The 24134-nt window shown below is 41.7% G+C and carries 19 protein-coding genes; 9 read left to right on the top strand and 10 right to left on the bottom strand.

Annotation, left to right across the window (positions count from 1 at the left end):
• Positions 1–69: 69 nt before the first annotated feature.
• Entirely contained in the window at positions 70–1347 is a 1278-nt protein-coding gene (locus V7L07_RS19300; protein WP_335060504.1) for a ribulose bisphosphate carboxylase small subunit, read from the top strand.
• A 190-nt stretch (positions 1348–1537) separates the two neighbouring features.
• Here V7L07_RS19300 and ilvB read toward each other — a convergent pair whose 3' ends face one another.
• From ilvB to V7L07_RS19285, 3 genes are all read right to left on the bottom strand, one after another.
• Positions 1538–3427 (bottom strand): biosynthetic-type acetolactate synthase large subunit, encoded by a 1890-nt coding sequence (gene ilvB, locus V7L07_RS19295; protein ID WP_335060502.1) that lies wholly within the window; start codon positions 3425–3427, stop codon positions 1538–1540.
• A 150-nt stretch (positions 3428–3577) separates the two neighbouring features.
• Complete coding sequence (locus tag V7L07_RS19290; protein WP_335060500.1) at positions 3578–4855, bottom strand: MFS transporter; 1278 nt, start codon at positions 4853–4855, stop codon at positions 3578–3580.
• Positions 4856–4947: 92 nt separating this feature from the next.
• On the bottom strand, positions 4948–5562 hold the full coding sequence (locus tag V7L07_RS19285; protein ID WP_335060498.1) for a hypothetical protein: 615 nt from the start codon (positions 5560–5562) through the stop codon (positions 4948–4950).
• Between the two features lie 384 nt (positions 5563–5946).
• Here V7L07_RS19285 and V7L07_RS19280 point away from each other — a divergent pair, with 384 nt between their 5' ends.
• From V7L07_RS19280 to V7L07_RS19265, 5 genes are all read left to right on the top strand, one after another.
• Complete coding sequence (locus V7L07_RS19280; protein ID WP_335060496.1) at positions 5947–6726, top strand: DUF3137 domain-containing protein; 780 nt, start codon at positions 5947–5949, stop codon at positions 6724–6726.
• On the top strand, positions 6663–7775 hold the full coding sequence (locus V7L07_RS19275; protein WP_335060494.1) for a ferrochelatase: 1113 nt from the start codon (positions 6663–6665) through the stop codon (positions 7773–7775). The genes V7L07_RS19280 and V7L07_RS19275 overlap by 64 nt, the downstream gene beginning before the upstream one ends.
• Positions 7776–8176: 401 nt before the next feature.
• The gene (locus tag V7L07_RS19270) at positions 8177–8284 is read left to right on the top strand and encodes a hypothetical protein (RefSeq protein ID WP_335060492.1); all 108 of its coding nucleotides are present in this window, start codon (positions 8177–8179) and stop codon (positions 8282–8284) included.
• Between the two features lie 39 nt (positions 8285–8323).
• The gene (locus V7L07_RS33515; protein WP_442936069.1) at positions 8324–8521 is read left to right on the top strand and encodes a hypothetical protein; all 198 of its coding nucleotides are present in this window, start codon (positions 8324–8326) and stop codon (positions 8519–8521) included.
• A gap of 311 nt (positions 8522–8832) precedes the next feature.
• On the top strand, positions 8833–11007 hold the full coding sequence (locus V7L07_RS19265; protein ID WP_335060490.1) for a lipoxygenase family protein: 2175 nt from the start codon (positions 8833–8835) through the stop codon (positions 11005–11007).
• Between the two features lie 211 nt (positions 11008–11218).
• Here the strand turns inward: V7L07_RS19265 and V7L07_RS19260 are convergent, their stop codons facing one another.
• The 5 genes from V7L07_RS19260 to V7L07_RS19240 all read right to left on the bottom strand — a co-directional run bounded on the left by V7L07_RS19260 (position 11219) and on the right by V7L07_RS19240 (position 17361).
• Complete coding sequence (locus tag V7L07_RS19260) at positions 11219–11764, bottom strand: NADPH-dependent FMN reductase (RefSeq protein ID WP_334779320.1); 546 nt, start codon at positions 11762–11764, stop codon at positions 11219–11221.
• 344 nt (positions 11765–12108) lie between these two features.
• Entirely contained in the window at positions 12109–15054 is a 2946-nt protein-coding gene (locus tag V7L07_RS19255) for a DUF3769 domain-containing protein (protein ID WP_335060488.1), read from the bottom strand.
• A gap of 136 nt (positions 15055–15190) precedes the next feature.
• Positions 15191–15307 carry a photosystem II reaction center protein I gene (locus tag V7L07_RS19250; RefSeq protein ID WP_041566417.1) on the bottom strand — a complete coding sequence of 39 codons (117 nt, stop codon included), beginning with the start codon at positions 15305–15307 and terminating at the stop codon, positions 15191–15193.
• A gap of 395 nt (positions 15308–15702) precedes the next feature.
• Positions 15703–16404, bottom strand: a complete 702-nt coding sequence (locus tag V7L07_RS19245; protein WP_335060486.1) for an acyltransferase — start codon at positions 16402–16404, stop codon at positions 15703–15705.
• A gap of 792 nt (positions 16405–17196) precedes the next feature.
• Positions 17197–17361, bottom strand: a complete 165-nt coding sequence (locus V7L07_RS19240; protein WP_179063512.1) for a hypothetical protein — start codon at positions 17359–17361, stop codon at positions 17197–17199.
• Between the two features lie 610 nt (positions 17362–17971).
• Here V7L07_RS19240 and V7L07_RS19235 point away from each other — a divergent pair.
• Both V7L07_RS19235 and glgP read left to right on the top strand, forming a co-directional pair.
• Complete coding sequence (locus V7L07_RS19235) at positions 17972–18295, top strand: hypothetical protein (RefSeq protein ID WP_179066084.1); 324 nt, start codon at positions 17972–17974, stop codon at positions 18293–18295.
• 538 nt (positions 18296–18833) lie between these two features.
• Positions 18834–21398 carry an alpha-glucan family phosphorylase gene (gene glgP, locus V7L07_RS19230; RefSeq protein ID WP_335060484.1) on the top strand — a complete coding sequence of 855 codons (2565 nt, stop codon included), beginning with the start codon at positions 18834–18836 and terminating at the stop codon, positions 21396–21398.
• Between the two features lie 72 nt (positions 21399–21470).
• Here the strand turns inward: glgP and V7L07_RS19225 are convergent, their stop codons facing one another.
• Both V7L07_RS19225 and V7L07_RS19220 read right to left on the bottom strand, forming a co-directional pair.
• On the bottom strand, positions 21471–21938 hold the full coding sequence (locus V7L07_RS19225) for a DUF29 domain-containing protein (RefSeq protein WP_335060482.1): 468 nt from the start codon (positions 21936–21938) through the stop codon (positions 21471–21473).
• Positions 21939–21975: 37 nt separating this feature from the next.
• Positions 21976–22743: a DUF429 domain-containing protein gene (locus V7L07_RS19220; protein WP_335060538.1), complete on the bottom strand. Its 768-nt coding sequence runs from the start codon at positions 22741–22743 to the stop codon at positions 21976–21978.
• A 151-nt stretch (positions 22744–22894) separates the two neighbouring features.
• On the opposite strand from V7L07_RS19220, the gene V7L07_RS19215 reads away from it, so the two are divergent.
• Entirely contained in the window at positions 22895–24115 is a 1221-nt protein-coding gene (locus V7L07_RS19215) for a glycosyltransferase family 4 protein (RefSeq protein ID WP_335060480.1), read from the top strand.
• Positions 24116–24134 lie beyond the last annotated feature (19 nt).

Below are 24134 nucleotides of genomic sequence, written 5' to 3'. Positions count from 1 at the left end.
AAGCGATCGCTATCCCCAAAAAAACTTAACATTAAGCTTAGAAGTGTTAATTCTTCATAAGATAAGCTCATGGGTTACTACATCGCTCCTCGCTTTTTGGACAAACTTGCTGTCCACATCACTAAAAACTTTTTGAAGCTTCCTGGCGTGCGAGTACCCTTGATTTTGGGAATTCACGGACGCAAAGGTGAGGGCAAAACATTTCAATGTGAGTTAGTTTTTGAAAAAATGGGTATTGAGGTGACTCTAGTATCTGGCGGCGAATTAGAAAGTCCAGATGCAGGTGATCCAGCCCGGTTGATTCGGCTACGCTATCGAGAAACAGCAGAACTCATTAAAGTACGCGGCAAAATGTGTGTACTGATGATTAACGATTTAGATGCTGGTGCTGGACGCTTTGATGAAGGCACTCAATATACTGTAAATACCCAGTTGGTAAATGCCACACTGATGAATATTGCTGATAATCCTACAGATGTGCAGTTGCCGGGAAGCTATGATTCCACGCCTTTAATTCGTGTGCCGATTATCGTCACAGGTAATGATTTTTCTACCCTCTATGCACCGTTAATTCGGGATGGACGGATGGATAAATTCTACTGGGAACCAGATAGAGATGACAAGGTGGGAATTGTTAAGGGGATTTTTGAACCCGATGGACTGTCACCACGGGAAGTTGAACAGCTAGTTGATACTTTTATCAATCAGTCTATCGACTTTTTTAGCGCTTTGCGATCGCGCATTTATGACGAACAAATCCGTAACTATATCCATAAAGTCGGTTTTGAGCAGGTATCTCTGAGTGTGGTTAACAGTGTTGAAGGACCACCAGAATTTAAAAAGCCCAATTTCACCCTGTCTCACTTAATCGAGTCTGGTAACTTGATGGTTGGCGAACACAAACGGGTAGAAAATTCCCAATTGGTTGATGAGTACAACCGACTAAATCGAGGCAGAAATTATTATCAATCTGCCCCACCTGCTGCGGTGACACCAACTAGTCAGCCATCAAATGGCGCAACTCCAGAAGTAAAAACTAATGGATTCCAGCAAAAAGGACAAGCATCAAGTCCACATTTGACCCTAGAGACACAAGAACAGATTCGGCAATTATTATCTCAGGGTTACAAAATTAGTATTGAACATGTTGATGAACGCCGTTTTCGCACAGGTTCTTGGCAAAGTTGTGTTAACAGCCACATTGATGCCGAATCTGATGCAATCTCAAATTTAGAATCAACTCTCACAGAATATAGCGGTGAGTATGTACGTTTAGTAGGTATCGATCCAAAAGCCAAACGGAGGGTAGTGGAGACGATTATTCAGCGTCCCAATGGGAAAAATTAATAAAGAGTGCTGAGTCAACTTCAGGTGAAAAATAGCCTAGTACAAGCTTTTAGATATTATCTCGTTCCCAGTCGGAGACTGGGAATGTTTGTCTTTGAGGCTCCGCTTCTCTTACTGGCGGCAGAGCCGCTTTTGAGTTGCATTTCCAGCCTGAGGCTGGAAACGAGGTTTTAAAGCAGAGAACACAGTGTTACAACTTTGTCCCACACTCAGCACAGAAGTTGTGAGTAGGAGCATTTTTAGCATTGCAGTGACTACAATACACTGGCTCTGATGTACCTTTTGGCGCTTGCTTCTGCAAGCCGACCATTTGAGCATTGCTCTTGCCAGGGACTACCATTGGATAGCAGTTTTCGTCTCTGGTGACGTGGACATTCACAATCACGGGGCCTTTGTGTGCTAGCATTTCGGCGATCGCATCTTTTAATTCACTGCGATCGCTAATTACCATCCCTTTAATCCCGTAAGCTTTTGCCAATAACTCTACGTCTGGCATCCCTACTTCCATGTTGGAGCATGAGTAACGCTCACCATAGAAGGCTTGCTGCCACTGGCGTACCATCCCTTGCCAACCGTTATTAATAATTATCGTCTTGACATTTATCCCATACTGTGCAAGGGTTCCTAGCTCCTGTAAACACATTTGGAAACTAGCATCACCACTGATACAGATGACTTCTTCATCAGGAAAAGCCACTTTCGCACCCATCGCCGCAGGTAAGCCAAAACCCATCGTTCCCAAACCAGCGCTAGAAATCCAGCGCCTCGGGCCATTCTTCAGGAATTGTGCTGCCCACATTTGATGTTGTCCGACATCTGTGGTGTAGAAAGCGTGGGGCGCTTGGTTGCTGACTTCTACAATCACTTCTTGGGGGGAAATGCTGTCGTGATGGTGCGGCACGATAAGAGGATATTCTTCGCGCCAACGATTAACTAGATTCAGCCATTCTTGGTTTTGATTCGGTGTAGCCTTGACGCCTGCTTCTTTGCATCGACGCAACAAATCTACTAAGACGTTCTTTACATCGCCGACAATGGGCACTTCGGGAATGCGGTTTTTGCCGACTTCTGCCGGATCGATATCGATGTGAATTACTTTAGCATGGGAGGCGAATTCGTCTAATTTACCTGTAACGCGATCGTCAAATCTAGCGCCGACGCAAATCAGCAAGTCACAATCACTCACAGCAAAGTTAGCGTAAGCAGTGCCGTGCATCCCCAACATTCCCAAAGCAAGGGGATGATGTTCGTCAAATGCACCGATCCCCATTAAGGTTGTGGTGACAGGGATATCAAATAATTCAGCTAGTTGTTTGATTTCTTCATGGGCACCAGCTGCGATCGCACCACCACCTACATACAATAGCGGCCGGCGACTTTCGGTAATCAACTGGATTGCAGCATTAATTTGCCGGGGATTTCCCTTGACAGTGGGACGATAACCGCGTAATTTCACTGAACCTGGTTTTACAGGTACATAGTCAAATTCTTCTAGGGCCACATCTTTAGGAACATCAATTAAAACTGGCCCCGGACGCCCAGTGCTAGCGATGTGGAAGGCTTCGGCGACAATTCGCGCCATGTCTTTAGGATCGCGCACTACATAAGAGTGTTTGACGATTGGTAGAGTAATTCCGTAAATATCGGTTTCTTGAAACGCATCTGTACCAATCGACGGACGTGCTACCTGTCCTGTAACCACAATCATTGGAATTGAATCCATGTAGGCAGTGGCAATGCCTGTCACCAAGTTAGTTGCTCCTGGCCCAGAAGTACCAAAGCAGACTCCGACTTTTCCTGTGGCACGGGCGTAACCATCGGCAGCGTGGGCTGCACCTTGTTCGTGTCTCACGAGAATGTGCTTAATAGCACAAGTTGCTTGAACCTTATACAGATCGTCATAAATTGGTAAAATTGCTCCACCGGGATAACCAAAAATATAATCAACGCCGTGGCGGTGAAGGCTGTCAAGTAGAGCAAAACCGCCAGATGCACGTTTGGGCACGACTGGCAGGCTAGAATTACGGGACTGTTTTTGATTCTCGGTTTGTGGGAGACTAATTTGGGAAAGCGATGGCACGGTCAAACCTCAGACTATAGCTAAAGTTAATGCTGAATTCTGTAGTTAAGATTTCATTTTAATGGAAAACTTCAATTAAATTTCGATAATTTCATATATATCTATCTAATATGTTGTAAATATTAAAGCTAGATTATTAGCCTACATTAATTAAATTACGTCTTGCAAGACATTGCGGGTATTTTTCCAAGCCCAAATACCGACAACTGCAACTACAAGACTCATGCCGATCAAGACAATTCGCAAGCCAAACTCTTGATTTAACCAGCCTGTAATCGCCAGTGGTGCGGAAAGGGCGATATTAACGGCATGATTTTGAAAGCCAAAAACCTTACCATGCATAACTGGTGGAGTCTGCTGCTGAATGAGAGTTTGCATTGGTACACCAATTAAAGAACCACTCACACCCAGTAAAATACAAAATCCGAGTGCTAATACTTGACTATTGGTGAAAGAAACCACGCCCAAAATGAGTGCCATACCCAAAAAGCCAATTAAGGGTAAAGGTTTGTGATGGGTTTTTTCGCCCCAATGACCCAAAACGCCAGCACCTATAACCATACCAATTCCCACTGCGGCGATAAAGCGTCCAGATTGTTTTCCTTGTAAACCAAACTTTTCTGCTAAAGGCAGGGCAAGTACCATCAAGGCGGCAAAGACGCAGTATAAAACTGTAGTTTGCAGCATTGCATTTAACACCAAACGGTTTTTCTTGAGGTAGCGTAAGCCTTCTTTAAAGTCAGCCCAAAGGTCGATGCGATCGCCTAGAATTTCGCTCGATGATTTTTTTTCCCGAAAGTGAATCGGTAGCATAATTACAGCCGACAACAAGTATAGTAGCGCCACCACTAACTCTGGCCCATAGTTTTTAGCTATCCCAGTTTCAGCCAAACTCAGCAGCGGATCTCCTAACAAAAAACCGACAATTAAAGCACCCATCATTGTGCTAGTAAACAGCGCATTAGCTGCTATTAGACCCTCTCGCTTCACCAGTAAAGGAATCGCCGCCTGTTCGGCTGGGGCAAAAAATTGGGTAACGGTGGAAACCCCAAAAGTGATCAGCAGAAGTATATGAAAATCTCTTGGTAAAAAGGCAAGTCCAATGACAAATAGCCCACGTAAAATATCAGAGCCGATCATAATCAGCTTTTTCGGTAGGCGATCGACAAATACACCCCCTGCTGAACCAAATAAAATTGCTGGTATGGTAAACGCCACCATCAAAATGGGGTACATCGATTCTTTTGCTACTCCCGCAGGAGGAAAGTAGCTACTGTTTTTGTCTACTACCAGATCAACCAGCATCAAAAAGAAGACCTTATCTGCTAACTGAGACACCAGTTGTCCAATCCACAGGAACATGAAACCACGGTTTTTTAGCAGTGCGCCAAATCCGTTATTAACAGCAGCCGGTTCAGTTGGAAACATTTAGATACTTTCTTTGGGTAGATGGGAGTTGTGGAATGACCAATGACCAATGACTAATGACTAACTCCTGTTTAATTACTCCATTGTCCGGATTAATTTGCTTCATAACGCTTTAACAGCATAAGCAAAAATTCCGCTGCTGTCAGACGACCTTTGGGTGGAATAATCTCAATGGAAGAATCTACCCAACAGCCTTGTACAGTTTGGGGAGATTTCCAAATCGATAAATGATCGACTGCGGGATTTGCATAAAAGTTATTTTGCCCACTACCTAGCAAAGAGGAACTCCAATGAGTGAAATAATCATGACTCATCCGATGAATAGGGAAATTCCCCTGTAGTGGTACTCCCCATCCATCTATAGCAATAAACGCTTTGACACGGCCACCTAAGAGTTGCCACAAATGCGCTGCCCCTATTGCCCCAACGACGCCAGCACTAAAGCTAATGAATATGATTGGTGATTTTAATGAGCCAGTCAAGCGATACCTGCGGTAAGCTACGCTAACGCGCAAAAACTGCAAAATGTGCAATGCTGATAAAACCGAAACATCTTTAGCCGGATAAATCAGTATATTTGCGTAATCGGGTGCGTTAGCGTAGCTCACCGCAGGTATCGCACTCTGAGAAACTAAATCTAACAACTCTACTCTAAAGCTTTCAGTTAACTCTGGCTCGTGAATTCCAGGGCAAATAATTATACTCATCCGTAACACTACCTTTGATTTTTTGACTCTTGAGATATACAGAGTTTTTTCAAAAATCAAGCAATATTATTATATGTTACCTTATTTTTACTGAGCAAATTATAGCTGCTTTACATATCTCTTCCGAAAGAATACTTTTTCAAAAAACTATTAACTTGGAATATAAACAAGATTAGATTAATCTAATAAATCAAATGTTTGTTTTTCTAATTAGCTTGATAATTTTGATATTAATGATTGTTGCTGCTCTATATAATGATTTAATTCAAAAAAGAATTAAGTTGAGAATGCGTTTTCTACTGTTGATATCATTCTGCAAAAGAGGAGCGATTTGATACATAGACTTGTTACCTTATACTACTCAGATACTAGCACAGTACTGTCTTGCCGAAATATTTTTCTTTTTTCATCTTTCAATTATTTATCAAAAACCTCCGAACTGTTACAATAATTCAGCCAAAAGTTATCAACGCTAACATTCATGCTCTTAATCATGCCAAGAAACACATAATTAAATTAGAAGATCCAGAATTTGCTAAATTTTTCACTGTCTATGGTGATGACCAAATAGAAGCACGTTATGTCTTATCTACTAGTTTAATGGATAAAATAGTTAATTTTCGCAAGAAAACCAACAGGAATATTTACATTTACTTTGTTGATGACATGATATACATAGCCATTGAAGAAGCAGTAGAAAATAATTTATTTGAACCTAATTTATTTAAAAGTGTGTTAGGCTTTGCGCCTTTAAGAGAATATTTTGAAACTCTACGTCAGGAATTACGCAAAATGTCTCTCAAACTCTTATTCCTCCGTGTCACGCCAGTTGCTACAAGTCGGGGAACCCGACGCCAGTCGCTCATGGGGGAAACCCCCAAGACCGCGCTGGCTCCCCAACGCACTGGCTTCTCTGTGCCTCTGTGGTTAGATTTTCCATTATTTGTGCGTAAGTTTTGTATGTCTTTTGATGTATTATTAGGTTTTTCCCACCTATCCTATCCCCCCGGATGGGATAATAAGTTACTAGTAGGGAAAATGTCTAAACTATTCCCTAGCTCTAAATCTCTCTGCACTCTGGTTATATTGAGGAACTCATTGTGGTTGCCACGCCGGAAAAAGTACAACACACTCACGAGCATCTATCAGGTAAAGACCGTGTAGCCGTATTGCTCATGGGCTACGGCGAAGTCGAAAGCTACGAAGATTTCGCCAACTATAACGAACAGGCTTTAAATCTACTGACAGCAAAATTTGCACCAGTACCAACCTGGATTTATCCCCCCCTAGCAAAGCTTTTGGCGCTATTTGACCGCCACGAGTGGGGACATACACACCACGATTTTATCTCCCCACACAACGCCATCTTTGAACAGCAGCGAGCTGGCATTGAAAAGAATTTACAAGAAAAATGGGGTGATAAGGTTCAAGTTTTCAAAGCTTTTAACTTCTGCGCCCCTTTTCTACCCAATCAAGTCCTGGCAGAAATCAAAAACCAAGGCTTCGACAAGCTGCTAATTTACCCACTGCTAGTTGTTGATTCTATCTTTACTAGTGGTATTGCGATCGAGCAAGTTAACAATGCTCTCGTTGAGTTGACTGATGGTGATGAACACTGGGTTAAAGCACAGCGCTACATTCCTTCTTTCTTCAACGAACCAGCTTACATCGATTTGATGGCTCATCTGGTTGAGGAGAAAATTGCTGAATTAGCCGCAGCTTATCTACCTTCTCAAATCGGTATTGTGTTAATGAATCACGGCTGTCCACATAAAGCTAAAGGCTTTACTTCTGGGATTGCCGAAAGTGAAGCAATGTACGATTTAGTTCGGGATAAGTTGATTAACCGTTATCCGTTAATCTCAGTGGGTTGGCTAAATCATGACACGCCCCTAATTGATTGGACACAGCCAAATGCAGAGCAAGCGGCAAATAACCTGATTCAATTGGGTGCAAAAGTAGTGATATTTATGCCAATTGGCTTTGCTACAGAAAACCACGAAACTCTATTAGATGTACACCATATAATCCATGCTTTGGAAAAACAGCATCCTGGTACAAACTACGTGCAAATGGCTTGCGTCAATGACCATCCAGAATTTTTGGCAATGGTGGCCCAATGGGCTGATGCTCATATTGCACAGCTGTTGTCAGAGCAAACTTTGGCAGTTAATCCCCAATTAGCTGGGCATCATCATCACCATCATCATTAAGCTTTATGGGATGGTCAAGGTTTTGCCCACCTGAAATTTCTGGTGTATTTATTTGAAATCTCCCACGCTTCAAGGCGTGGGATTTTTTATTGAACCTGCGTTTTCTCTTATGGTAAAAAAATTGTAGGTTGAGTGGAGGCTTTGCGTAACTCAACCTACATCTAATGCACTTTGAAGACGTGATAAATCGCGTCTCTACATGAGGGTTTTGGGCTTATCTGAACTGTATTGTCTTATGCCCCACGGTACTGACGTATAATTATTTTTTTATCTACTGTTTTAAGTAAAATTCCGCTCAAGCCCAGTATTATCACTCAGGATATTTGGACTCTGTAAAGTTATTGTGTAACTAATAATATTAGCTGTACTACGTGTCAAGAGATTGCAAGCCAAGAAATCAGATGAGCGTCCACAAGCTCGTGATTTTTAGTCCCGATGGTAAAATCCTTGCTTCTGCTAGTGAAGACAAAACTGTTAAAATATGGGATTTAAATAGCAATGGCAATTAATTACAAACTTTCCAAGGGCATAAAGAATCGGTCAATAGCATTGCCTTCAGTCCCGATGGAAAAACCCTCGCTACTACCGTCAATAATTCAACTATTATTATTTGGGATTTAGATCAGATTGCTTTAGCTCCACTCCTCAATAGTGCCTGTAATTGGACACGGAATTATCTCACATATAGCCAGAATATACCAGAAGGTGATAAGCATTTATGCGATGGTATCGGCACTGCTCAATAGTCACGTCGCTTATCTACGAGACGCTGCGCGTAGCAAGATCCCCAAAGGGCTATGCTCCAAATTCAAAATTCAAGATATGTATTTTTATCCAATTAATTTTATTTATGTGAAAAAATACTGAACTACTGAAATCTAAAGTAAAAAATCATAAATTTTTAATATTTACTATGGCATAAAAGCGCTCTTTAATTTACTAAATTTTAATGTGTTGTGTTATCTTTGATAGATTCATAAATGCCAACATAAATATCTAATAATAAATATTTTATGCTGGTTCGCTAGTGAAAAATTTGCTGAATTCAGGAGTAATTATGTCTCTATCTTCTCAAGCAATATCTTCTTCTTTAGGTCTAACAAAATCAGATATAGAAAGTCTTTTGGTGCTTTTATATAAGCTGACAAAGCACAATAAAAGCTCATTGCCTTTTATAGAATATGAATATAATTATAATTATGTTCCGCCACTGGCTCTGACAGGTGCTACTTCATTACCAATTATTCGAGTAGAATTGCCAATTCAAGAATTACCTGATTTAAAATGGGTACTTTTAGTAGCTCAGAAATTAACACTTATTTTGGTAAATGATGCTCTAAGTAAGTTTTCTGGCTTCTTCGAGAATGGCATTTCTTACGGACTGGATAATGATGCAAAAAGCAATAGTTTAGCTCTGAATATTAAAGTACAAAACTTAGAAGATATTGAACAAAAAATACAAAATGCGGAAAATAAACAAGATTTAGAAGAAATTGCTTTAAACCTTGCATCAATTACTCAAGATATTACTGAACAACTGGTTGCAGCCGATCCATCCAATGTTGTGTCATTTGACCCTGGAGAAATCTCTGCATTTGAGGAACAGCTTCAGGACATTGACGAGCAATTTGAATTGTATCAAATAGGTATAAATTCAGGAAACATAGGATTTTCATCACCTTCTGAGTTAGAAGATTCAATCACAGACTTGCTAAGTTCTGCTTTCAAAGAAATCATTAAATCCAATGCTAAATTGTTGGAATTAGAAAGCAATCAAGCATTGCCTATAGAAGTAGAATTTTCTACACAAGCATCTGCAATTGAGCCAAGTCTTGAGGATTATAATAAATTATTTATCAAAATCCCTTTACCAGAAATTAGCGCTAGATTTCAAGAGGATTTGGTTTTTGCCTATATGCAGGTTGCTGGGCCAAATCCACTCATGCTTCAAAAGGTATCAGAGCAGGAACAACCTTTACAAATTACCAACGAACAATACCAGCAAATTATTGGTACATCGGACTCCCTTGAAGTTGCGAAGAAAGAAGGTCGGCTTTATAAAGCTGATTATTCTAAGTTAAAAAATATGGAAAATGGGGATTTTCCTAACAAACAAAAGTATATCTATTCGCCTTTGGCATTATTTGTAGTACCACCATCTGGTAGCTCATCTCACTCTCTAGTACCAGTTGCTATCCAGTGTCAGCCACAAGAGTCGGTATTCACACCTCTGAATGGCGACAACTGGACGATCGCTAAGAGTATTGTCCAAATGGCGGATAGTAACTACCATGAACTGGTTAGTCACCTTGGTCGTACTCACCTATTTATCGAACCTTTTGCGATCGCTACTAAGCGACGATTACCAGCAAGCCACCACTTAAGAATTTTGCTGGAACCTCATTTTGAGGGAACTATATTAATCAATTACGGCGCGCATAAAATTTTAATTGCCCCTGGTCGTGAAGTAGATGCGATTTTAGCTAGTAAAATTGAGAGCGATCGCCAGCTAACTGTTGAAGCTGCCCAAGATTATTTGTACCATTTCAACGATCTTATATTTCCCAAAATTTTGGCAAGTCGCGGCGTTAATAATACTTCTCAGCTACCTGAATATCCTTATCGAGATGACGGACTGCTGATTTGGAATGCTATTCATAAATGGGTGCGTGCCTATTTGAGCAGTTACTATACCAGTGAACAGCAAATATTAGCTGACCAAAAGTTACAAAATTGGGCCAAGGAATTAATTTCCGAACAAGGAGGTCGCCTCCAGAATTTTGGTGAAGATATATCAGGCACAATTAAAACGTTAGATTATCTAATTGATGCTGTTTCCACAATCATTTTTATTGCTAGCGCCCAACACGCTGCGGTTAATTTTCCGCAAAGCGAACTCATGACCTATGCACCTGCTTTTCCTCTAGCAGTCTACTCTCCAGCACCGACTAATCCTGAGCAACCAGGCGACTTTATGAGGATGTTACCCCCGCTAGACCAAGCTAAAACCCAACTTAAGTTAACTTATTTGCTTGGCTCGGTCTACTATACGCAGCTAGGGCAGTACTCTCACTCATACTTTAAATCTAAGCCACAACTGAGTTCAGCACTGCTTGCTTTTCAAAATGAACTCAAAGGAATTGAGCAAGAAATTAATCAGAAGAATTATAAAAGGATAATGCCTTACAAGTTCTTGCTACCTTCCCAAATTCCACAAAGTATAAATATCTAGCAAATATAGCGGGCGATTAGAAATCGCGGCTACACAAAAAAGTCCGCCTACGCGGACTTAAACAATTTGCAACCCACGGAGGTGGGTTTTCTCTGTATAGCTGCGTTCGCCCTTGGCGTGCCGGAGGCATGATTCCAAGGTGTGTTTTTACTAGTTTTGAGGTTCGGTAGTAAGTAATTAAGTCCTTACTACGAACTTGCCCACCCGACAATTAATTTACGCCCCGCAGTTTGCGAGTGTTATCAACTAAACTCTGAGCAAATTGATCAAATCTTTGAGATAGCTTCTCATCTAGTAGCTTGCCTTCAGGACTAAAAGCACCATAAGCCTGTCCGATCGCAATTTGTTCAGGAATCACCCAACCATGTACCCACCGAACAATTAGCCGTAGGTCATTTAGGGCGTTGCTATTAGGCTGACCACCCAAGACGCTAATTAATCCTGTCACTTTATCAGATAATTGCTCAAAGCTCATCAAATCCAGAGCATTTTTTAGCACACCACTAACGCTACCATGATACTCAGGTGTCGCTAAAATTAAGCCATCAGCCTGACTGACAGTATCCTGCAAGCGCTTAACATCTGGGTACTCTGAATACTCCTTTGCACCCGTGCAAAATGGTAGCTGCAATTGCCGTAAATCGAGAATTTCTACCTCTGCACCGAGGGCTTCTACCCTTTGCACTGCTACTTGTAAAGCAAGCTGGGTATAAGAGTTGGCTCTTAAACTACCACCAATACCAATAATTCTGACCATAATTAACCCACAAACTATTAATTAGCTACTAGTTAGTACCAGATTTCTTAAAAAACGGAATCGTTATGACTATGCCTATTTTAGCGATTTGTGTCAGAATGTGTCAAATTAATATCTACTGGTAATTGGGGAGGGGGAAGGGGCGGGGAAAGGGGAAAGAAAAAACCTTTAACCCTTACCCTTTAACCTTTTCCCCAAATCAAATTCCGAGTTAAAAATGCAAAACCCCAGTAGTATTGGGGGTAATGAGGATTGGGCAAAACAGTTTCGTTAACGGATAGCTAAGGTTTAGCCCATGCTGAGTAGGGAATCTCACTTCTTTACTCAGCACTCAGCACTCTTCATTAATTACCCTGTTCTACACCGTTCACTACTGGCTTAACTTCCGAAAATGGATCAGTGCCACCACCCCAGTTAAAATCACTAATTCGGACACTGAAGCCGCCTAGCTGCAACACCGGATTGTAACGCAAGGTGATGCCATAAGTACGACGGCTATATTCCAAAATGTAGTCGGTGCTAGTTTGTGTACCAGTATCCAAGTTAATAGATGTTTGAAAGCCTAAGCGAAAAGGGCCGTAGACTTGTTGTGATATCCCAGCGGTTAAAACTTTATTATCAACGGAGCGATCAAACAAAAAGGGTGATAATCCGTTATTTAAGCCTTGAGAAAAACTGATATTAAAGGCGGTATAGTCTAAGAAAGGTCGAGAAAAATGACCAATTTGCCCTTGTAAGCCAATAGTACCAGTTAAGGTGCTTTGATTATCACCATTGCTGTAATAACTGCTAGTACCTGTAAGTCCAGTGAACGCTTGTAAGTAAGGAACTACAGGGTTAGCTGTGTATCTTAATCCCTCAGTGGCAGTGGGTGGTAATGGTTTTCCTCGCCATAGCAATATCCCCGTACTGAGAGCAACGCTACCTTGTAAACGACCTAGTGAGATGCGATCGTTTTCGCGCACTGGTTGTAGTAAGTCTTGGCGATCGGTGTTGGCATCAATATACTGGGCACTTGCCTGATAGCTGAGGTTAATACCACTTTTTCCTAAAGGAATCACAGGAGAGGTAATAATGCCGCCAAAACTGCTTTGGACAGTTTGAAAGCCAAGGCTACCATTGTAGAGGCGATCGCGATAGTTATATTGCACATTCAATGTGTGGGGAAGAGAAGTGCCTATTGTCTGGCGCAATCCCAAATTCACCCGCAAATTGTCTTCCAGCTGGCTGAAGTCAAAACTAGTTAACTCGCCAGTTCCCTGAACTACCGTCCGTGGACTCAAAACAGAATTTATCTTGGTCTTAACAGCAAACAGTGAACCTAAGTTACCTGTGCCATCTTGCACGGCTCTCTGTACTAATAACTGGGGCGTGATTGTCCAGGTAGTATTATCTGTAGTGATCGCTGGAAAGCCACGCTCAATATACAAACCACCCCGCTTATCTCCATCAAAACCGGGGGAAACTATTGCAGGTGTAACATCCCGTTCGCGGCGGTCAATAGTCTTTTCATCCAACGGAATTGGTAAGGAGATTCTTTGATCCAATACCAAACGCTGCTTCTGTGTCCTGATGCGGTCTACTAAGGGTGTCTCTCGCGTCAGAGTTACTTTATCTGCGCGTAATTCTAGTTCTGGCGGCGAAAAAGGATCGTTGGTGATGCGAACATCTCGTGCTTGCCAGCCTTGCGGATAAAAGTCAATGTGTTCAGCTTCAAACCGGAGCCGCTTGATTACACCCCCTGTTTTCGGTGGCGTTATATTGCTAGCATCTGCCTGACCACCAAATGACACATCAATTCCTCCAGGGCTGCTCACACCGGAAGTCGGCTGATTGGCTCTAATGCGATCGCTTGGCGGACGTTTTGGCACTCCACCAGCACTGACATCGGTGGGTAAGAAAGCAAAATCTGTTTGGGCTGAGGGGACGTAAATTTCGCCTCTACCATTTTCCAGTTCCCCACTATCTTGAACAAAGTTATAGGTAAAGCGTTGCCCGCGCAGTATTTGATCGCCCCTTGTTAAAGTTACATTGCCTTCTCCCGCAGCGATCAAGTTGTCCAAATTGACTTGCAAGCGATCAGCATCTACCACCGCCCCATCAAATCGCACAACTACATTACCTACAGCTGTAATAATTCGCTGTTGCTCGTTATACTCTTGCCGATCTGAAGTCACTTCTACAATTCTCGGCCCGGCTGGCGGTGTGGTAGCTGGCGCATTTATTGTACCAGATGGTTGAGCTTGCGGCTGATTAGTGCTATCTACCTGTGATACTTGGCTTTGTTGTTGGGCTTGAGATTTGAATTCGACAGTAATGGGTACTGAGAGTTGGTTTGTGGGGTTACGGGACTTAAATGTTATAAAATTTTGTACTGATTGAGAATTCGGTGCAAGATCAGCAGCAGATACAGAGATATTGTCTCTTTTGGGAGACTGTTGTCCAGTAATATCACGTTGCTGTTTTTGTTGGGTTAACTTTTCAGCTAAAATTTCTGCTTTGGATTTGGCTAACTGGTTGCTGTTGGTGACAGTTGGAGCCGTTTCAAGAGACGGTGGAGATTGGGCGACAAGGGGAGTGGGAGAAACCTTATAGCTAAAACTAGAAGATTCCAAAAAGGTTTGTTTTTCTCCAGCGCTAGAGTTTGGATCTAGCGTAGACGCAAAGCGGCTTGTCGTTAGATATCGCTGACCGACTTTTTGAGAAGGTTCACTTTTTGCATCTTGCTCGGAAGCCTCCACTGCAACTTTTCTTGGCAATGCAGCGGCTTCTCTTTGCATCTCCCGTTTACGCAGCGCTGAAATGAGAAGAAGTTGCGATCGCTGGATGCCACCACTCGAACTTGTTTTTGTATCTTCTTGATTTTGGCGATTAGAGGTTGTAACCTCATGCGTGGGATAACCAATTACCAGCGGTTGCCCCAAAAGCCCAGCAGTTCCAGAACCAGTGAATGGGGAACTTTCTGGTGAATGAGATGAGGGAGTTTTGGCAACTACCAAGTCATCCTGAGTTGAGTTGATCGAAATTGGCAATGAAGGATCACCCTTGGCATTACCCGCTATTGCCAACTGAGCCAAAACCTTAGGCTGCTTGGATTTATCTGTTTTTTCGTGTATTCCAGTATCTACACCTGAAAGAAATTTTGTATGACTAGCAGATGAGTCGGAATTTACAGGTTGTAAAGATTCGAGGATAGGAGGCGGATCGGGTGGCAGAACTGGATGAAGCATAAGTGAGCAAAATCGGGCTAACAAACAGCCAAATGTCGGACGGAAGGATAAACTATACATTCTGCCTTCCGACTGTCGCCTTCTGCTACCTACAGCAAGCTACCTGGAGGAAGAAACTTACTAATTTTCCCTTAGTAAGTTTCCGTGGCGTTTAGTATTTTCCGCCTTCCAAAGTCGCGGATAATTTATCGCCCTTTTACTCTAAGTCCCGACGGCCGGGGTTACGAGCGGGATCGTTCGACAAAAATCCGAAGATGAAGATAGTTACGAAGAAGGCAACAACAATATAAACAGCGATTTTTAAAGTCAGCATAGAAATATCTCCAATGGGTAAAACAAAGAGAGCTTTTCTTTTAGGATCTGCCATGCAGAAAAGATAGCTACTTTATATTACCCAAATCTCGTCCCTTTTTTAGAGGACTTCGGGGACTGGGGATTGGGGACTGGGGACTGGGGACTGGGGATTGGGGACTAGGGATTGGGTACTAGCAGTGTCTATCCTATCCTACGCTTATTGAGAATAGTGCAAGATATCAGTTGTCTGACTTTTAGATGACCCTAAGAAATAACTCAGAGGACTATTGACTCTTCTGACGTTGACTGATCGCAAAGGTTTCCCAAAAAAAGGTTAGAGGTTGCAGGTTACAGGTTACAGGAAATAATCCCCAATCCCCAATCCCTAATCCCCAGTCCCCAGTCCCTAATCCCCTATTTCTCAGCTTGAACTTTTGTTATATCTTTGCCAATTCGGTTTTTAATTACTCGTGCAGGTATGCCTACAGCAACAGAGAAAGGAGGAATATCTCTATTAACAACTGCTCCCGCACCAATAACACTACCTTTGCCGATAGTAACGCCATCTAAGACTGTTACTCCATGCCCTAGCCAGCAATCATCCTCAATCACAATTCCCTTGCGAGTAACACCTTGGTATTTAATCGGCTCTATCGGATCGGCAAAATTATGATTATTGGCATATATCCCTGAGTGGGCAGCAATCAAGCAGTGTTTACCAATTTTAATGTTTCCTGGCCCCTCAATAGACACATTAGGAGCAATGAAGGTATCTTCATCAATTTGTATACATGTATCTTCCAAAGAGCCGATATCAACGTTACGCTCAATAGCGACTCTATTTCCTAGATGAATTCTATTATTTTTGTGCCCTCTAGCATCCATCCGCACACCCTTGAAAATATAGACTCCACTACCGATCTCAATACAAGAAGTACCGTTAAATTCAACACCATTTTGAATATATACTGAGTTACCTATCTGGGCAAAAATACTACGATACCCCAAATTACGCAACTTTGGCCCCAAAATAAGTGTCGGAATATCTCCTAACACCGTAGTTACTAAAAGTTCTTGCGCGCGCTGCAATTTTGAAAAATATTGCTCATTCTGCATGGCTACATATCTCTTTAATCAATTGTTGTTGACAGTGTTTAAAGTTTTTTTGGCTGTATCCTAATCTTCTGCCAATATCAATAGGCTCTGTGTGTATTAATACATGAGCTAAGGTAGCAGTATCACAAAAATTTCCCAAGATTTTTAGATGGTTCTCCAACATTTGAAAAACCAGAGTCTAGCTTTGACTATGTGAGCAATTTTTGAGGTTAGGTGTGTATACTTACCCAAGTAATATGCACAATTGCGTTAAGTTGCTAGAAGTTTTTGTACTATAGCAATCCGATTTGATTTCTGAATCACTCGTAGAGGTAAGGGACTGGGGATAAGGGGTAATCGGGACTGGGAAGAAGGAATAAAGGTGTACTGAGTTTTGTTCAAAAATCAAATATGAGTCCTATATCCTATATATGTACGTAAAACTTTAGCTTCTTTGTCACAAAATCAATTAACAAAGCAATTTCAGTGCATTGCCGAGTCAAAACTCAGATTCTTAAATTGTCTGATGGGAAAATTTGCTGGTTTAGATAGGCTACTGTTTTGGATCTAGGTCAAGAAAAGCTTGCTACCGCTAACAGCACTACTGAAGTAAATAGGGATAGTGTTGTCTATCTTGAGGCTATTTCCTCTCAAGCGGTTTTAGTCTTTTGAAACAACTCAGTTTCAAAAGCTATTTTGCAACAAAAAATACATTTAACTAGACTATATTCAAAGTTTAGATAAAATTTCTGCCTAGCATGACAATGTAATTATTGTTGGATTTTATGGGTATTTTGCCCAAATAAAATCCAATTAGGGTGGATTATCTCCCACATCAGCCATCACATTGAAGTTAACCATCGGTGCAAACAAGTAAGCGCTTCCCCGACTGCTATGACGGCTTTCTTGCAACGAATTTCTAGAGTATGCTGCTCCAATCATGTTGCACACGGATGATTTACAGACTAACCAATTCATGTTGATAATTACATGAATAGTTTTTAATAACAATTGTTTTTAACAATAACACATTTTATTTTGAGTGGAACACTCTCAAGAAATAAGTTGATTTTCAAGTTGCTTGTTGATGAAAATTCGGGAAATTAGTTATTTTTTTTACTTGAATGATTGCTACTCTGAAACATTTTTATACACTTAGATAAAATCAATTGAGAAGAGAGAGTTGAAAACTGCTGTCAAGGGGTACTTAGAATTTCTGTCCATATTTCTATCTTTGCTTGTCCAAGTAATTTTATCGTAAAATCAAGGGTTTAAGACCCCAACTCCAACTGTCTTTAATTTTGAATTTTGAATTTTGAATTGTTAAGATTGGGTGTTAAACTCGGAATGATATCTACTATACTTGTGACGTTCACAATATTCTTTTTCTCCATATACTTATATCTAAAAATTTGTAAATCACCCATTCGGGTGAGCCAAGCGGGTGATGCGTACTTGACATTACTTATTATAAATTCTATTGAAAGAAAGCTAAAACGTAGCTTAGTTTCGAGGATAAATCCCCAAAAAAAACATCAAAATTCCCAAGTTGAGGTATCGGTTTTAACTCACACACGTGGTTCAAATTATGGCTTTAATTAAAGAAATTGTACAAGAAGCTCTAACTATCGGCTATTTGAGTGTTGTAGCCGAGGATCAATTGCGATCGCAGCTTCAAGGTAATTATGACTCAGAAGACCTAGATGCCTGGATCATTTTACAACGAGCGATCGCAGCAGGTGATGTAAAACTTGAGTCGCGCCGAAAAAAAGCTTCTCTCTCTCCTAAAGCCAAGGATGCTTCATCGAGTATCAAACTTGCTTATCAAATGGCAGCGGAACTCGCCTATGCAGCAGCTGTAGCTTTGACGATGACAAAAAATACTAAAGATCAGCCTTCATTGGGTGCGTAAAATAACACGTCACTAAGTTATTTTCCTGATTTAGTATCAAAACTTAATACCAAGTAGTTAGCGTAGGCGTAGCCCGCCGTAGGCATCGCTTTTCCTGGTTAACTGCTTGGTAAGGTTTTCATCCGATTCTTATTTATAGCCTTTAGCTCCCACTTCTTTGTCAGCACAATTTTATTAAGAAATAATTAAAAATTTAACTTTCATGGACACAGCTATGGGGAATTTTTACCTTCAGCTAAGACCCTAGAATTGATCCCCGAAAGCAATACTAAAATAAATATAAATTATTTATTCAGAACTAGATTTTTTTAAGTGATACATGCCAGTAAATGATTAAATCTTAATATACCAAGTACATGGCTGAAAGTAAGGCATAGAATTAGAAACACCTTGGTGTAAACTTTAGCAACGAGGTAAAAAAGAATTCTCAATGTTTAACAAAGTCATCGCTTTTTCACAAAATACAGTGTGAAGAATTGGCAACATTGGTAAAAAGAGTAAACAATAACCATAGCTAAACTTGGAGTTTTGCCAACCTATGCAGCCAATTCGCACATTTAACGTATCCCCTTCACTACCGCCACGACTCGAACCACTACGGCGGCTAGCATATAACTTGCAGTGGGATTGGAATGTTGATACTAAAGATTTATTTCGTCGCTTAGACTCTGACCTGTGGGAGTCTAGCCATCATAATCCAGTGTTAATGTTGGGTACGATCGCTCAATCGCGGCTTCTGGAAGTTGTCGAAGATGAAGGCTTCCTAGCGCAAATGGATCGCGCTGACCGTCAGTTAGAAGATTATTTGCAAGAGCGCACCTGGTATCAGAAACAACGCGAAGACAAACCAAAAGAATGCTACGCCTATTTTTCGGCGGAATTTGGACTGGTAGATTGTTTGCCGGTCTATTCTGGGGGCTTGGGCGTTTTGGCGGGGGATCACCTCAAATCTGCCAGTGACCTGGGATTACCACTTGTCGGTGTAGGTTTACTGTATCAGCAAGGCTATTTTGCTCAGTATCTCAATGCCGATGGCTGGCAGCAAGAGCGCTACCTGAACAACGATTTCTACAATATGCCCTTGCATCTAGAGCGCAATGCCGATGGTTCAGAACTACGGATTGCAGTAGATTATCCTGGACGCAAGGTGTATGCCAGAGTTTGGCGTGTACAGGTAGGAACGGTTCCCCTGTATTTGATGGACACCAACATTGAACCAAATAATACTTACGACCACGACATCACAGATCAACTGTATGGTGGCGACATTGATATGCGTATCCACCAGGAAATCATGCTGGGGATCGGTGGTGTGCAAATGCTCAAGGCTTTGGGGCTGAAAGTCACCGCCTACCACATGAATGAAGGTCACGCCGCCTTCTCTGCCTTAGAACGCATCCGCTTGCTGATTCAGGAAGAAGGACTGAATTATGCCCAAGCTAAACAAGTGGTAGCTTCCAGCAATATATTTACCACCCATACGCCAGTACCAGCGGGAATTGACTTGTTCGCTCCCGACAAAATTTTGTACTATCTGGGCTACTATGCAGAGATATTTGGATTGCCCAAAGAGCAATTTTTAGGGCTAGGGCGTGAGAATACAGGCGACTTATCAGGGCCTTTCAGTATGGCGGTGCTGGCGCTGAAGATGGCAACATTTTCTAACGGTGTCGCACAGCTGCATGGTGTAGTTTCGCGGCAAATGTTCCAGGGATTGTGGCAGAAAGTGCCAGTAGAGGAAGTGCCGATCGCCGCAATTACCAACGGTGTCCATGCCAGGAGTTGTGTGGCGAAATCAACTCAAGAGTTGTACGATCGCTACTTGGGGCCAAATTGGTCATCAGCACCACCAGATAGTCCATTGTGGGAGCGGATGGAAGCCATACCCGATGAGGAATTGTGGCGCAATCACGAACGCTGCCGCTTAGATATGATTTTGTTTGTGCGAGAGCATTTGGTGAAACATCTGCGCGATCGCGGCGCTTCTGCCTCCGAAATTTTCCAAGCCCAAGAAGTTTTAGATCCTTACGCTTTCACCATTGGCTTTGCCCGTCGCTTTGCCACCTACAAACGCGCCACACTCTGGATGCGTGATTTGGATCGGATTAAGCGGCTTCTGCTGGCTAACAAAGACCGGAAAGTGCAATTTGTCATCGCTGGTAAAGCACATCCGAAGGATATTCCCGGTAAAGAACTGATCCGCGACATCAATCACTTTATCCGCGAACAGCATTTAGAAAAACAGGTAGTGTTTGTTCCCAATTACGACATTTACATCTCTCGGTTGATGGTTGCGGGTTGTGATATCTGGTTAAATACACCGCGTCGTCCACGGGAAGCCTCTGGTACTAGTGGTATGAAAGCCGCAATGAATGGATTGCCGAATTTAAGTGTACTAGATGGCTGGTGGGATGAAGCTGATTACGTCCGCACAGGTTGGGCGATTGGACATGGAGAGAATTATGACGATCCCAACTACCAAGATGAGGTAGAAGCTAACGCTCTCTACGAGTTGTTAGAAAAGGAAGTTGTACCCCTATTTTATGACCACCGCGATACTGATGGCTTACCCCGTCCCTGGGTTGCCAAAATGAAGGATGCAATTCGGCTGAATTGTCCATTCTTTAATACAGCGCGGATGGTAGGAGAATATGCACAGCGAGCTTATTTCCCAGCTAGCGATCGCTATCATACCCTGACTGTTGATAACTATGCCCCAGCTAAAGAGCTAGCTGCTTGGAAAGAAAAACTGGGCGAACACTGGTTCAACATCAGAATCAAAGATATAGACGTATCGGCAGTTTCGGACATTGAGGTTAACCAAACCGTTGCTGTTAAAGCCAAGGTTGACTTAGCAACTTTGAGCAATAATGATGTGCAGGTGGAGTTATATCAAGGTGCGATCGATGCCAATGGTGAGATTGTCAACGCTGTACCAGTGGTGATGGATTACCAAGGGGAAGATGCACAGCAATTGAGTATTTACACAGGTAATATCACTTATACCGCTTCTGGTTTGCAAGGCTTGTCTTTGCGTGTATTGCCGAAAAATAAAAATCTGGCTAATCCTTATGAACCAAGGTTGATTGCTTGGGCAGAATAAGAGTGCTGAGTAGTTATTGAATACTCAAAACTAGGCGTTGCTGATTTAAGTTTAGCAACGCCTTTTGTTTTTTTACACGTTTTCAGGTAGATAATTAATATCTAGCAGTTGTTCTAAGGTACAAGTACAATATTGAGGTAAATTATCTAGTTTACCCTCGGTTTTTTCAATTATATATCCTAAAGCATCGTCATAAATTGATGCTAATTCGTTTTCTAAATATTGATATAGGTTCGTTGTCAAATTACGTTTTAATTGATTCCTAAAACTTCTAACCTCTGCTTTCCAGTGTCCAGAATTATATTGAGATTCTTCTGTCCAATATTGTAGTAATAAAAGATGTCTAATAATTTGTTCTAATAAACTAGCAACCTTGGCTTTGTCTCTACGACCCAAATTTTCTAGCTCCTCAATTAAATTTTCTAAATCTAATTCTTCTAAATGGTTAGATTTCAATAGCTTGATTGTTTCCTCTAACCAGAGATGATCGTCAATTTCATAAAGCTCTTTTAAACTAAAGTTAGAACTAATTCTTTGCATAAAACTTCCTCGACTTAAATCTTAGGATATTACAATTTTAGGATAATATTCTCTGCGGGATGACAATGTAGCCTGTGGTGCGATCGCCTAATACCAAATTACGTTGTTCTCCCCAATACCACCAGTATGCAGCAATGTAAGCGCAAACTAGACTATCTAGTTTATCTTCGGTTGCTTTGAGGGCTGCGCCTGTGGTGGGGATTTCAAGAAGGAACGTAGACGCACCAGCGGCTTGCCGTAGGCTACCGCAGAGGCGCAGAGAACGCAGAGGAGGAGAAAGAGAGGGGAGGATATCGAGAAGATAATTTTGGAGTTTGGTTAGTTCTAGGCGGCGATCGCTGAGTCGGCCTTTTTTGTATTTGAGGATGCGTTCTAAGTTGAATAGGTTAACTATCGCTGGGTGGGGAAATACTTCTATTTGATATCTGCCAAGTTTTTGCGGTTCGATGGTGGGCGCGTGTGCAAAACCACGTGATTCTAATTCTAAACCAAAGTTGATGGTGCGCTCTGCGAAAGGTAGGTTTTGATTAGCTGGGTAGCATCCTGCATGATATTTACCAAAGTACTTGTGGCTGAGTTTGTCGGGGAGACGACTCCCAGTAGCGTTGGGTATGAGGGTAGGCGCATCTACGGCGATGATGGCTGGTTCGTCTGGCTTGACAGTGCGATCGATCCAGGTGAGGATATCTGCAATGGCATCTTTGCGGTCTAAATCAAGTAGTTGTAGTTGTCCATCTATCCATTCTAAAGAGCATAATCCATTTGGTTGCGATCGCCAGCCTAAATCAATGCCAATAAATTTCATGGTCATAACACGAATTTGCGATTATTTTCGCATTTTCGGGCAACCATTTACCTAAATTTACTTGCTAAAAATCGTGATGAATAATCTTATAATCTTAGGCAGCTTGTCTTAATTTATTTTATCTGGCAATAAGTTAATCAAGATTATTCCAATGAAAATTTTATTTTTACATCCCAACTTTCCCTCACAATTTCGCAATCTAGCGATAGTTTTGGGTAAAGATCCTAATTACCAAGTCGTCTTTGGGACAAATCGTCGTGAAGGTGAAATACCTGGCGTTTATAAAGCTATTTATACCCCTTCTCGTGAAGCGGCTCCCCAAACCCACCACTACGTTCGTAATCTGGAAAATGCTGTTCTCACCGCGCAGGCTGTCTATCGCGTAGCAGAAAAATTAAAAGCTGAGGGTTTCGTTCCAGATATAATTTATGGTCATTCTGGTTGGGGGCCAACTTTATTTATGAAAGATGTTTTCCCCAAAGCAGAATTATTGTGTTATTTCGAGTGGTTTTACCATGCTCACGGTTCAGATGCAGATTTTGATCCGAATGAACCACTGAATGCTGATGATGAATGCCGCATCCGCGTGAAAAATGCGCCGATTTTGACTGATTTATATAGCTGCGATCGCGGTCTTTCTCCGACGAATTGGCAGCGTCAGCAGTTTCCTAAAGAATATCATAAGAAACTCACTGTAATTCATGATGGTGTTGATACCCAATATTTTGTTCCCAAACCAGGTGCAAAGTTAGTTTTACCAAGAATAAATCTGGATCTTTCCCATGTGGAAGAGTTGGTAACTTATGTGGGACGAGGGATGGAACCTTATAGAGGTTTTCCCCAGTTTATGGAAACAGTGGCGCTACTTCAGCAGCGACGACCTAAGTGCCATGTAGTAGTTGTGGGAGAAGATCGAGTTGCTTATGGTAAAAATCTCCCCGATGGAAAGACTTATAAACAATTAATGCTAGAAAAATTATCTTTGGATTTATCGAGGCTGCACTTTACAGATCGGCTTCCTTATAATGAGTACCTTCAGGTTTTACAAGCTTCTTCTGCTCATGTTTATTTAACTCGTCCTTTTGTTTTATCCTGGTCAATGTTAGAAGTAATGGCAGCAGGATGTTTACTAGTAGCTTCTAAGACTTCGCCAGTATTAGAAGTTGTACAGGATGGGGTGAATGGACTGCTAGTAGATTTCTTTTCTCCCGATAATATTGCTAATCGGGTTGAAGAAGCGCTGAATAATCCTCAAGAGATGAGTGCAATTCGTGTAAATGCGCGAGAGACAATTTTGAAGCGTTATGATTTAGCAAAACTATTACCACAACATTTGCAATGGATGTTCGCTGGTAAAATTCTGATAGTTTGAAAAAGCGCCCAAGTTCTAA

Source organism: Nostoc sp. (genome assembly GCF_036916985.1).
In the GTDB taxonomy this organism is placed as follows: domain Bacteria; phylum Cyanobacteriota; class Cyanobacteriia; order Cyanobacteriales; family Nostocaceae; genus Nostoc.
This window is presented reverse-complemented; position numbering and strand designations above follow the sequence as displayed.

Excerpts from the sequence above, each read along its gene's own strand:
- V7L07_RS19300 (WP_335060504.1), top strand. The coding sequence starts at position 70 with ATGGGTTACTACATCGCTCCTCGCTTTTTGGACAAACTTGCTGTCCAC.
- V7L07_RS19290 (WP_335060500.1), bottom strand. The coding sequence starts at position 4,855 with ATGTTTCCAACTGAACCGGCTGCTGTTAATAACGGATTTGGCGCACTG.
- V7L07_RS19285 (WP_335060498.1), bottom strand. The coding sequence starts at position 5,562 with ATGAGTATAATTATTTGCCCTGGAATTCACGAGCCAGAGTTAACTGAA.
- V7L07_RS19270 (WP_335060492.1), top strand. The coding sequence starts at position 8,177 with ATGAGCGTCCACAAGCTCGTGATTTTTAGTCCCGATGGTAAAATCCTT.
- V7L07_RS19265 (WP_335060490.1), top strand. The coding sequence starts at position 8,833 with ATGTCTCTATCTTCTCAAGCAATATCTTCTTCTTTAGGTCTAACAAAA.
- V7L07_RS19260 (WP_334779320.1), bottom strand. The coding sequence starts at position 11,764 with ATGGTCAGAATTATTGGTATTGGTGGTAGTTTAAGAGCCAACTCTTAT.
- V7L07_RS19255 (WP_335060488.1), bottom strand. The coding sequence starts at position 15,054 with ATGTATAGTTTATCCTTCCGTCCGACATTTGGCTGTTTGTTAGCCCGA.
- V7L07_RS19250 (WP_041566417.1), bottom strand. The coding sequence starts at position 15,307 with ATGCTGACTTTAAAAATCGCTGTTTATATTGTTGTTGCCTTCTTCGTA.
- V7L07_RS19245 (WP_335060486.1), bottom strand. The coding sequence starts at position 16,404 with ATGCAGAATGAGCAATATTTTTCAAAATTGCAGCGCGCGCAAGAACTT.
- V7L07_RS19240 (WP_179063512.1), bottom strand. The coding sequence starts at position 17,361 with ATGAATTGGTTAGTCTGTAAATCATCCGTGTGCAACATGATTGGAGCA.
- V7L07_RS19235 (WP_179066084.1), top strand. The coding sequence starts at position 17,972 with ATGGCTTTAATTAAAGAAATTGTACAAGAAGCTCTAACTATCGGCTAT.
- glgP (WP_335060484.1), top strand. The coding sequence starts at position 18,834 with ATGCAGCCAATTCGCACATTTAACGTATCCCCTTCACTACCGCCACGA.
- V7L07_RS19225 (WP_335060482.1), bottom strand. The coding sequence starts at position 21,938 with ATGCAAAGAATTAGTTCTAACTTTAGTTTAAAAGAGCTTTATGAAATT.
- V7L07_RS19220 (WP_335060538.1), bottom strand. The coding sequence starts at position 22,743 with ATGAAATTTATTGGCATTGATTTAGGCTGGCGATCGCAACCAAATGGA.
- V7L07_RS19215 (WP_335060480.1), top strand. The coding sequence starts at position 22,895 with ATGAAAATTTTATTTTTACATCCCAACTTTCCCTCACAATTTCGCAAT.